General features: G+C 33.3%; 11 protein-coding genes. 6 read left to right on the top strand and 5 right to left on the bottom strand.

Annotated elements, in window-relative coordinates; genetic code table 11:
- Positions 1–642 precede the first annotated feature (642 nt).
- The 5 genes from N782_RS19425 (at position 643) to N782_RS21685 (ending at position 4,381) form a co-directional block, all read left to right on the top strand.
- The gene (locus N782_RS19425; RefSeq protein WP_036824338.1) at positions 643–1,062 is read left to right on the top strand and encodes a hypothetical protein; all 420 of its coding nucleotides are present in this window, start codon (positions 643–645) and stop codon (positions 1,060–1,062) included.
- Between the two features lie 178 nt (positions 1,063–1,240).
- The gene (locus N782_RS19420; protein WP_036824335.1) at positions 1,241–2,491 is read left to right on the top strand and encodes an MFS transporter; all 1,251 of its coding nucleotides are present in this window, start codon (positions 1,241–1,243) and stop codon (positions 2,489–2,491) included.
- A gap of 300 nt (positions 2,492–2,791) precedes the next feature.
- A complete protein-coding gene (locus N782_RS21690; RefSeq protein WP_036824331.1) occupies positions 2,792–3,049 on the top strand; it encodes a hypothetical protein in 258 nt (85 codons plus the stop codon).
- Positions 3,050–3,196: 147 nt separating this feature from the next.
- Entirely contained in the window at positions 3,197–3,703 is a 507-nt protein-coding gene (locus tag N782_RS19410) for a DUF5412 family protein (RefSeq protein WP_036824329.1), read from the top strand.
- A gap of 501 nt (positions 3,704–4,204) precedes the next feature.
- A complete protein-coding gene (locus N782_RS21685) occupies positions 4,205–4,381 on the top strand; it encodes a hypothetical protein (RefSeq protein WP_161783143.1) in 177 nt (58 codons plus the stop codon).
- Between the two features lie 315 nt (positions 4,382–4,696).
- On the opposite strand, the gene N782_RS19405 is transcribed toward N782_RS21685, so the two are convergent.
- Positions 4,697–5,068, bottom strand: a complete 372-nt coding sequence (locus N782_RS19405) for a hypothetical protein (RefSeq protein ID WP_036824326.1) — start codon at positions 5,066–5,068, stop codon at positions 4,697–4,699.
- A gap of 387 nt (positions 5,069–5,455) precedes the next feature.
- On the opposite strand from N782_RS19405, the gene N782_RS19400 reads away from it, so the two are divergent.
- Positions 5,456–7,009 carry a BCCT family transporter gene (locus N782_RS19400; RefSeq protein WP_272913664.1) on the top strand — a complete coding sequence of 518 codons (1,554 nt, stop codon included), beginning with the start codon at positions 5,456–5,458 and terminating at the stop codon, positions 7,007–7,009.
- Positions 7,010–7,111: 102 nt separating this feature from the next.
- Here N782_RS19400 and N782_RS19395 read toward each other — a convergent pair whose 3' ends face one another.
- From N782_RS19395 to N782_RS19380, 4 genes are all read right to left on the bottom strand, one after another.
- Positions 7,112–8,344 (bottom strand): NAD-dependent epimerase/dehydratase family protein, encoded by a 1,233-nt coding sequence (locus N782_RS19395; protein ID WP_052111456.1) that lies wholly within the window; start codon positions 8,342–8,344, stop codon positions 7,112–7,114.
- A 290-nt stretch (positions 8,345–8,634) separates the two neighbouring features.
- Positions 8,635–10,479, bottom strand: a complete 1,845-nt coding sequence (locus N782_RS19390) for a S41 family peptidase (RefSeq protein ID WP_036824324.1) — start codon at positions 10,477–10,479, stop codon at positions 8,635–8,637.
- A gap of 270 nt (positions 10,480–10,749) precedes the next feature.
- Complete coding sequence (locus tag N782_RS19385; protein WP_036824321.1) at positions 10,750–11,004, bottom strand: hypothetical protein; 255 nt, start codon at positions 11,002–11,004, stop codon at positions 10,750–10,752.
- A 110-nt stretch (positions 11,005–11,114) separates the two neighbouring features.
- The gene (locus tag N782_RS19380) at positions 11,115–11,513 is read right to left on the bottom strand and encodes a hypothetical protein (protein ID WP_036824314.1); all 399 of its coding nucleotides are present in this window, start codon (positions 11,511–11,513) and stop codon (positions 11,115–11,117) included.
- Positions 11,514–11,995 lie beyond the last annotated feature (482 nt).

Genomic DNA, 11,995 nt, shown 5'->3' with positions numbered 1-11,995 from the left:
CCACCTTAATAATTCAAAATCTGTGTCTTGACTATTGGGTCCACCTTATATGATAGTGAACGTTATCTTGATGTTGATGATTTACTTGATTTCATTTCACGTTTTTTTGTGACTTCATCTTTCTCTTCAAAAACTCTGGGATCATAAATACTCATTTTCGTGTTTAGAAAAAAACCTATGATTTTTTTCATAATGATAGGAGCCTCCCATTCAAAAAATTCACTATTATTTTATGTAAGTTGCCAAAACTTTATTCTATTTCATGTAATGTTTTAAGTTGATTTTTATAGTCTGAGCGACTACATATAAAATATACAATGGTGATATTAGGGTTTTTAAAGTGATTATGTTCGTACATACAAGACAAATTCCATGCAATAAAGTAAGATGAAACAATATTAGTCGTAACTAGTATTTATACACAATTTAATCTAGAATCTTCGTGAAAGGATCTTGGGCTAATGTGATATATTCTTTTGTAAATAAATATTTCAATAATATTTGCTTATTTGTAGGGAAACTTTATGGTAGAATTTGGTTTTAAGAGAATATTCTTTCTTTCATGTTATGAATCGAGTAGTTAAGTAAAGAACTTTCAAAATGGTGAAGCTTCTAAGTTGATAATAGAAGAGGAGAAAATTTATGCCAGATTTAGCTATAGTAATCATGTTCTTTGTTATTAGTGTGTTGCTAATTAGTTTCTATGTACAAATATGGATAAGATTATTAGCAGCAGCCTACTATGGTGTTGTATTAACGTTATTTAGTAGAGGGTACAATCAGATAATAAGTAAGAAGAATAAGCAAGAGGAGAGAAATGGTCTAAATCAAGATACACCAGGCATGGATCAGATTTTGAGGGAAAAGGCTGAACTAATTAATATTTACACTGGACTATTGTTTATACCAATACTATTTTTCATCTTTTATTCTTACTATAAATTATTTAATAAAATAGAAAAACGTTCACATAAGGTCTTAATTATCCTTAGTATTATCCCTGTAGTAATCGTTTATTTATTAATTTTATTATTCTATCTTATGGATAGCTACACACCATAAATTATTACATCTTAATAAAGGTGCTTTGGGATATAGTTTAAATAAGTTCAAAACCTTATAAAGTCATTAACCAGTCAATGTAGTAAGCAATATATCTCAGACCCTAACAGAGCAGGGAAATTCAAAAAGTGTTCCTTCATCTATTGATAACTAATTATATTTAGGAAGGAATTTTTATATGAACACAAACTTGGAGGGGTGGAAAGATCCAGCGCTGCTACTAACTTCTATGGGGATATCTAGTATCGGAGACTTCATTTATTTAGTTGCAATTAATATTATTGTTTATCAACTAACGGGATCGGCGACTGCGGTTGCAGGGATTTGGATTGTTGGACCTCTAACTAACATTATTACTAAGTTCTGGACTGGTAGTTTTATTGAATATCGTAGTAAGAAGAAAGTCATGATCGTTACATACATAATTAGAGGCGTATTCATCTGTTTTATCCCATTCGCACCAAATATGGCAGTTATATATGGAGTTTTGGTTCTTCTAAGTGTAGCGAAAGCATTTTTCCATCCATCATCAATGACATATGTTGCTATACTTGTTCCTAAAGAAAAAAGAAAACGGTTTAATTCTATTCGATCTTTTACAAGTTCTGGCGCATTTATAATCGGGCCAGCAATCGGTGGTTCTCTCATTTTATTCACTTCTGTTGAAACAACCTTATGGCTAAATGCATTGTTCTTTCTGTTCTCAGCAGTATTATTATTTTTTCTACCTGATAAAGAGCAGATTGATAAAGAAACAATTCCAACATTAACTTTCTCCCAAGTGTTAGAAGATTTTAGTGTCGTAAAGAAATTTATGTCCCGAAATAAATACGTATCATTTATCTATCTTGGATTTATTATCGTTATGCTTTTTACTTTTGCTATGGATGCACAAGAAGTTGTGTTCACCCAACAAGTCGTTGGGCTTTCTGAGATGGAGTATAGTTTATTGATAAGTGTTACTGGAATTGGTTCTGTTATAGGTGCTATGTTACTTTCCATTTTCACAAATGTCTTCTCGCTTAGATATATGATTGTCATCGGTCTCATCATGATGACGATAGGTTATATTATTTACGCATTTTCATGGTCATTTAACTCTATAGTGGTTGGGTTTTTAATACTAGGTTTTTTTAATGTATTCTTGAATGCTGGAATAACAACTTTCTACCAAAACAATGTACCGATAGAAATTATGGGCAGAGTGACGAGTGTTTTTCAGTTGATACAAAGTACTGTTCAAGTGGTGTTTATTCTAGCAATAGGTCTTGTGGCAGACTTACTATCATTACGAATTACTATTATCGCTTTAGCACTTGTGATGCTTGTCTCATCTATAATTTATTCAGCTTCAGTATTGAAACCAAACAAATTGGTTTATTACCATGAAGACCTAAATGAAAAAGAAGATATAAATGTTCAAGCTTAGTGGAAATTTTTTTAATCGAATATCATTCTGTGGAATGAGTGAAGTAAGAGGATTTTAAAAAGCATAAAATAAATAATAGAAATAGATAGGGGGAGATAAAAAAATGGAAGCAATTATCCCTTTTATTTCAGTTGGTTTGTTGATTTTAGTTATTAGTGTTATTAAATACAGAGACCACAAAAGCAATAAAGTAGCCAATAGTAAGAGGAATGATAAAAAAAATAGCTCTCACCAAAGAGGAAGATGAGACTGAAAAGGCAAGAGAAAAGGCTGAAAAAGCAAAATCATTAGGTAGAGGTGGTGGACCTCTATAACTACATTATCGTTTATATTCATCCATATAAGTTTTTCATCACTTTTATAGATAACGCGTATTCGGATAACAATGGGGATGGGATATACTTCACTGGAGAAAATGGAGCAGAGGTTACCTATACATCCGTGTTTGATGCGGAAGATAATCCAACTTTTCAAGTGAAAACGATAATGTTATCTATTGTAAGAACAATTAACACTAGATATATCTTTAACTATTGTATTGAAAAGAATGTTAAGTAAATTAATTAACCACCTATACCATTAATGTAAAATATGGTAAAGTATGGATATTTCTAGGGTGTATAATGACACGAATGGTATTTGTCATACACTTAATGATAATACATACTATACAGAAATCTTTACCCAGAGAAAGGTGGTAATTGAATGAATGGTACTTTATATGTGGTATTATTTCTTTCTTTTTTCGCCCTAATACTGATATGGATAATCTCTCTTACACTACTATTTATTGGACTTATTAAATGGATTCGAAATAATAGAAAGTTTCCCAGTAAAAGGCTTTCTGCCAGCTTAATAGTCCTTTGTATAGCAAGTGTACAATTCTATCATCAGTATTATAATCTAGATTACCTTCCTGAAGGGGAGTTGAACGCTGTCTTCCCATCACCAAATGAAAATTTTGAAATACATACATATCATTTCAATGTGATGTACGGTATGCATGCACAAGCTGTTTTGGTAAACACCAAAACCGAAAAAGAGAATACCATTTACTTTAATTGGTATGATTATGATCCGTCTGTAAAATGGATTGGTAATAATAACGTAAGAATTGGCAGAGAAAAGTTATCTATTCATCAAGATACCTATGATTTTCGCCACGATCCTAATTCACCCCGGATGTTACCTCGACAAAGGGTCAATCCTTGATCTTGATAATAGTGATTTGTTGCATGATGTAATTGATGGGATTACTTTTCATACCATATTATTTTCTGGTTGAGCTTTAAGTTTGGCATTGTGGGTGGGTATATATCAAAGGCTATATGATATTATGTTTGGGAGTATTAACTTTACTGGCTTCTTTTCTTTATTTATATCTTAGTTATGCACCTAGAGTGGGACCTATAGGTAATGGACCTAATCATACATTAATATGGATTACCTTTAGTTCCATATGTTTAAGTGGACTTCTGGGAATCGTTAGAGCTATTCTAGAATTTAAGAAAAATCAGTAGAATATTGAAGTGATTACATGGAGGAATGATTGGAACAAGACATACGTATTTCAAGGATAAAAAAAATAGAAGGGAAGAAGAAGATTTCTTCTATAATCAAATCAAGATTTATTGTAAAGGTAATATCCATTCTATAACTTTTTAATAATAATAAGGAATTAATTGCTTACTTCTAATTTAGGAGAAATAATACATGAATAGAGTAATATCATCGATTTACATTTCTTCATCATTTATAATGTTTACCATATTATTTGCCTTGGAGCGAAGTGGGTATGATATTTCATTTTCGCATGATTTTATTACATGGCTACCATGGATAACACTAGTTATGGGTGTGTATCATTTTATCAAGAGATATGACAATTAAATTCAGGATCACATGATATCAATACAAATACATAATGAAACAGGTATTGAAGTTAAAAGATTAAGTGTAAGTGATGTATGAACAATGCACAGAAGTAAATCGATGAACCGAGGTTGATGTTATTAATCAAAAAGTTATTTGAAAGTACAAAAAGCTATATATAAGTAAAGCAATCTAAAAAATTAACTTCTTTTTTTAATTCTGTCTCACTGTCTTAAGTATACTAGCCTTATGAGACATAAAATATTATTTGAATTTTAGTTCCTATAATATATATTATGTTCGGGGCGTTATAAGATGTAAAAAAATAAAGGACTATTCTGTTCTGTGTTTATGGTCCCTCTTCTTACTTTTATCTATATTAACGAATTCCACACTATACTCAATCACATCATTAATTTTTAACTTATGTTCTTTAGCAAATTCTTTTACGTTCTCCAATAAGTCTTTATCATATGTCGTTTTATACTGAGTACGATCTTTTGGTCTTAATGCTTTATTATATGTAATAACTCCTTTTGACAAAACTTCTTCTAATCCTGTCTCAATTAAATAATTTACATGAGTATTATGTTCTGCAGCTAAATTGTTTAGTTCTTCTAATATTGCTTTACTAATATTTGTTCTGAATTTCACTCTACTTACATCTGTTGTGTGAACTAATGATCCATTTACTGATTTCCACATTTCTATCTCTCCTTATTATTTATGTGAAGCATCTATATTTTATTATAAACCATCAACTTCACACTATTGTCTATAAATTATCCCAGATAACATTATTATATAGAATATTGGCAAGTTTAGATAGTGTAATAATCTTTGAATTCATTCCTTCATTTTAAGACACAGAATTAGTTACACGTTACACTTTGCTAATGGTCTACTAAGAATCATAAATATGCTTATTTCTTTTTTAAACCTTTTAAATATCAGAATATTCAAAATATACTAATCTGAGAGTTTATTGTAGTAATTAATCGAATTATGCGATATAATCTCAAATTAGTACAGTCCATTTAAATTTAACTGTACAAAAAATTTTCGTAAATAAAACAACATAGGAGGAAAAATGTGAATAAGTTTACACCAATGTTTTGGATAGCCTTAACAATTGGAATCGTATTCGTTAGCTGGGGTGCCATTTTCCCGGATCATTTGTTAAACATAATGATGACAGTTCGAAATGGTATTTTGGATAAGTTCGGGTGGTTCTATCAATTATCTGTCACCTTTATGCTTATCATATCTATTTATATTGCATTTAGTAAATTTGGAAAGATTAAACTCGGTAAAAAAGATGATAAACCAGAATACAACACACTAACATGGTTCGCGATGTTATTTAGTGCAGGTATGGGAATTGGGCTTTTATTCTACGGATTATCTGAACCCGTAACCCACTATGCTACCCCACCTGTTGGTGAGGCTCAAACCATTGAGTCAGCTAAGCAAGGGTTGAAATATAGCTATCTACACTGGGGGATCCATGCTTGGGCTATATATGCTATTGTTGCTTTAGCACTAGCTTATTTTAAATTTAAAAAAGACATGCCAGGATTAATGAGTGCAACGCTAATTCCTTTATTCGGAGATCGTATGAAAGGAAAAACTGGTTATCTAGTAGATATTATAGCGGTTTTCGCAACATTATTTGGAGTTGCAATCTCTCTTGGTGTCGGAGCAAAACAAATCAATGGCGGACTTAACTACTTGTGGGGTGTTCCTAACACATTCCCAGTTCAGCTAATTATTATGGGAGTCACTGCAGTATTATTTATTTACTCTGCTGCTACTGGCTTATCAAAAGGTATCAAGTACCTTAGTAATACTAATTTAATTCTTGCAGTAACACTATTCTTTGCCTTTTTACTATTAGGGCCAACTCAATTTGTATTAGAAACGTATTCTACTACCCTAGGTTCCTATGTAAAAGATTTTACTAGTATGGGGCTTAGATTTGCCCCTTTCCAGGAAGAAAACAACCAATGGGTTAAAGATTGGACGATATTTTACTGGGCATGGTGGATTTCCTGGACACCTTTCGTTAGTACGTTTATTGCACGTGTTTCCAAAGGGCGTAGCGTAAGAGAATTTCTTGTAGCAGTTATTATCGCCCCTTCTCTTGTATGTACACTATGGTTTGGAGTATTTGGAGGCGCAGGAATCTTTTTCGACTTTGTTCAAGGTTTAGATGTTGCTGGTCAAAGCCTAGAAACTTCATTGTTCTACGTATTTGATCAATTACCATTAAGTAGTTTGCTTTCTATTATTGCGATTATCCTGATTATGACATTCTTCGTAACTTCAGGTGACTCTGCAACATTCGTTCTAGGAATGCAAACTTCAAACGGAAGCTTAAACCCACCATTCTTTGTTAAGTTTAGCTGGGGTGTTATCCTGACAGCTATTGCGGCTATTTTAATGGGAGCTGGAGGGTTAGATGGCTTACAAGCTGCAGCTATCATTAGCGGATTACCTTTAACCATTATATTGTTGCTAATGATAGCAAGCTTACTCAAATCCTTTAAAACGGAGCCAGTCGAGGCAAAATCAAAACAAGAAATCTCAGAAACAAAAAGCAAAAAGGTTAAAACAGAAGCAGAAGCTACGAACCCAGCTAAATAATCAAGCATAAAGAAAGAGGGTAATCCTAACGGGATTACCCTCTTTTATATTGGATTTCAAACGAATCAACCAGGACCCTCTAGGGCCCTGGTTGATCATGTGCTATTCTTTCTTAACATCTGGAATGCCTGGTTCTTGTTCTTTTGTCCACGTGCTTTTTGCAGGAATTTTAGAATAGTCTGCACGATGGGAATATTTTTGAGCTATTTCTGTTACTTCTTGTAACAAACCATTATCTAATGTTGTAGGATTTAATCCTTTAGATAGGAATAGATCATTTTTAACATGTAAATCGTTTTCGGCTGCTTCTTTACGAGGGTTTGAAACATATGCAATTTCGCCACCTGTAAGTTCGCTTACTAATTTTGCTAAATCATTTATACGGTGCGTTTCAGTCATTTGGTTGAAAATCATTACTCTTTCTTCACGCGCTGGCGGGTTATCGATAGCTAGTTCAATACAACGTACTGTATCTTGGATATGAATGAACGCACGAGTCTGTCCTCCAGTGCCGTGAACGGTAATTGGATAACCTACTGCAGCCTGCATTAAGAATCGATTTAAAACAGTACCATAGTCTCCATCATAATCAAAACGGTTAATTAAACGCTCGTCCATATTTGTTTCGATTGTATTTGTCCCCCACACAATTCCTTGATGCAGATCAGTAATTCGTAAATTATCATTTTTATTGTAGTAATGGAATAGCAATTGATCTTGTGTTTTTGTCATGTGGTAAATAGAGCCTGGATTTGTCGGATAAAGAATTTGTTGTTGGACTCTTTCCCCTGAATCAGTTGTTACTTCAATATCTAGATATCCTTCAGGGATTTCCATACCTGCTGTTCCATATCCATAAACACCCATTGTTCCTAAGTGTACGAGGTGGATATCTAAACCTGAATCTTCAATAGCACATAATACATTATGAGTTGCGTTAATATTATTATTCACAGTATAACGCTTATGTTTTGGTGATTTCATCGAATAAGGTGCGGAACGTTGCTCAGCAAAATGTACGATGACATCTGGTTGTTCATTATGTAATATTTCAAGAAGATGTTCATATTCTTCTGCTAGATCAATATTATAGAATCCCATCTTTTGGCCTGAAACATCTTCCCATACTTTTAGCCTAGTTCCCATTGGCTGAATAGGAGTTAATGATTCTGCTTCTAATTCATTGTCAATATTACGTCTAGATAGATTATCAATGATAATGACTTCATGGCCTAAGTTAGAAAGATGCAGACTCGTAGGCCAACCACAGAATCCATCTCCTCCTAAGACAATAATCTTTTTCTTTGATTGTAAATGATTGCTTTCTAAATTCATTTCGATACACCCTTTATCAATTAGTATATTATTTTCTTAGGAAAGAAAGTATAGGAATAACTTATTCGTAACGACTAGATGATCAAGGACTAGCTTAAGATGTAGTTATCCCTTTTATAACAACTACTTTTTAATCATATCTAAAGGGGGAAAACAGTGCAACCTATTCATGTCAATCTCTCTTTTTTTTAACGATTAGGGCATAGTATGGAATGCGAAATCTATAGAAAAATCAAAATCAATTACCTTAACCTTCTTATAGTAGAATTAAATGGTATCATATCAACCAACTACTTCTGCTTACTTTCAAGTACTTCCAACGCCTTTTCAATAAATACATCTTTTTCTTCTAAAATTGCTCTTCTAGAAGGTTCAACAGGATAATCAGGTTCGATTCCATTTGCATGAAACTGTTCCTCCCCTTCATCTGTTATAACTTTTGTACCTGTAAAGGAAACATTAATATAGTTAGGTAACTGTATTCGATTTAAGTAACCTATTGCCCCTCGAGAAGGTCTGCCAACAAACTCACCAATTTCAGCTTCTTCAAAGAATTTTAAAAAGCTTTCTGCACCAGAACTAGAACTATGATCAACTAAAAATATAATTGGGGCATCGATATTTGGTGACTTGGGCTTAATTCTAAAAGAATTTCTACTATATGTTTTCTCTTTATCGATATGAACAGGATAAAGAATATGTGGTTGTTTATGAGTACTCAATTGATTAGTCTCATCTATTATATGGGGAATCAAATCCATAAGGTGGCCAAAGGGTGCTCCCCTAAAATCTAGTATAATTCCTTCTGCTTGAGTCAAATCCATTATATGATCTTCAAGTGGGGTTTGATTCATTTTCACACCTAAGGCGTTTACATACCAGAATCCCTTTTTTAGTTCTTTAAACCCTTCAGGCCGATGGTACTCGTCAATATTACCTGGTTGTGTTATGTGGACTCTTCTTTCGCTAAATTTATCTTTAATAGTAATTGTCTGACCATCTCTTCTTACATTGAATTCTGAGGTGGTTGTTGTTTGGTCTTGTATAAATCGTTTACCTGACACATATTGTCTCCAATGAGAGGAACCAGAGATAACCTCTTTTTCCCTCTTCACGAATTGATCTACGGATAGCCCATCTCTTGATAGTAAGACATCGCCAACTTTGAAATCTGAATTGTCCCTCGTGTTTACAACCGTTAATTCCTTATCAACCCATTGAACATTAATAGGCAATGTATAGATGGGTGGTTGTCCAGTTTGTGCATTGGCTTGTCCATCCTTTAGAGGGACAAGCATACGATTTATCTCATTCACATATTGGCTGGTGTCTTTCACTTCTTTTACACTCTTTAAGGTTGTAGTTAATTCTTTATCCCAATGGGCATCAACTTCGTCCAAATATGGATAGAAATGCTTTATTGCGTTCCAGGCAATAGTGATGCCTGCCCACTTTCCTTCTATTTTTTCAACGTCATATACATTAATATTAATTTCTTGTAGGTTTTGTTTTAACTTATCAAACTGCTGTTTACTTTCTTCCGTTGAACCAATGGTTTGTCCTTGTTTACTATGTAATATTAATGGAACACTAGCTTGAATTCCTTGTCCTAGTGATACCTCTGCTCTTTCCCCATCTTTAGGATATCGTTGAAAAAGTGGATCTATTAACTCGTTACTACTTATTTGTTGATAAACCCTTTTACTTTTATTTAATGTAGATTCCGTTGTACCTAAACCTTTGTGTTGCCAAAATACCCTTTGCTCACCATCCTTGCTTATGGTTGAAATATTACTGTTTTTACTATCACGGTAAATATCAATAGTAGGAGCAATCGGTTTGAATAGATCCTCTAGCTTATCTTTTAATTCAAATTGATCACGAGCACTCTTAACCTCTTCTACTCCATATACGGCAAACGTATTCCAATCTAGCTCAGCAACTTCATCGCTGGGGTGAAAATAGCGTATATAACCATAAAGTTTCGTAAATGCTTCAATATTTTTTATTTCTTGGTCTTTAGAACCTTCTCCTAAGGGTTGATATTCTGGCTCTCCCGCATGGCTTTGATTCCATACTACATACGAAATAAGTACAAATATTAATACACCTAAAGCTTTCCATTTATTTGACATGACTTCCACCTTTTTTTAATAAAGTATTTGAAATTAATTCATCTATTTGTCCTTTTTATAATTACGAAATAATTCCAAATGAGTTTCATTTTTTACTGATTTTTCTGATATTGGATGGTTTGGTGAAATTCAATCTATTATCACTTAAGACATTGTGAAAAATTTATAAACTGATTGTAATAAATGCACCATAAGGTAACCTTATGAATAATATCCATTTCTAAAGTATGTAGGCGTAAGGATGTAATTCCCCTTACACCTGCTTACAATTTAATAACTATACGGGTAATAAGGATAGTTATAGTATGGGTAAGGATAAGGTGGATATGGGTAGTAAGGTTGATACGGATAATAGTTTGGAGTAGCTACTTTCGCACCAAGATATCCACCAGCAAATCCTCCTAAAAAAGGATAACCTGGTCTAGGCCTTGGTCTAACAACTACAGGTCTTCGTTTCATGTTCCCAGTTACATAAGCATTTTGCGGTATATTGGTTGGTAAGGGATAGGAAGATAAAAAATGCATCCCTTCACTCCTCTCATACGATCGATTTAACAAAAAATGTACTATTGCCTAATTCATCGTATGCCTAACAGTTTAAAAAAGTTATAAGAAACAAGGAAACTTTGCATATTTTAGTCTAAGTACCTTTTCACGAACGGCTTTACCACTTCACTCAACTCTATCTTTTCCTGTGTGAGTATGATTTCGATGCCAAATAATTCACCATCAATAACATCTACATTACAAAGGATGTCTAGCTTATTAAAAATCTTTGAATTCTTATGAAATAATATTTGTTGAGATCGTGGTTTTTTAATCAATACTGCTTGATATAGTGGAAAATCTATCTGTTTAATGAATGGAAGAATAATAACATCTTCATTCTCATCGTTAGTAATCTCGATACCAATCCATTCGTTATTACAATCAAAAAGAAGATTGCCAGGAACATCTGCTACAGTGGATACTTTCCCACGCAGTTTTAAGAATTGTATATAAATCAGTTGTTTTTGCTCCATTGTTATTACCATTTAGATCACTCCTATATACTATGATTAACATCTTATCAATAAATGTAGAGTGAAATAGTATCTTCCATTGTAAATTACGAATGCACAGGAGATAAAAGGGTATAACTTATTAAAAGGATGTGTTAAAGTTTGTTGTTGATTTTGGAATCAACTAATCTAAATACTTTCACTCATATAAGAAGCATAATCTGGAATAAGGATTTTTGGTGCTGAGTGGTTGAATCGTTGGGAATTCACTCGCTTTCCGCGGACAATCGGTGAAGCCTCCTCGTTCGGCATTCGCCTCTCTGCGGGGTCTTCACTCGATCGTATTTCCGCAGGAGTCTCGCAAATTCCCAACGATTCAACGCCATGTATTGGAGTACTTATCTAGGAAGGTATTTGCCTTTCAATTGGATTAAGGGGAAGTTTCAACACTATTAACGCATATATGCAGGGTGGTAAAACATGCTTAAACCCCTTTGGTATCAAGGAATTTAGGG

The sequence above is a fragment of the Pontibacillus yanchengensis Y32 genome, assembly GCF_000770635.1.
In the GTDB taxonomy this organism is placed as follows: domain Bacteria; phylum Bacillota; class Bacilli; order Bacillales; family BH030062; genus Pontibacillus; species Pontibacillus yanchengensis.
This window is presented reverse-complemented; position numbering and strand designations above follow the sequence as displayed.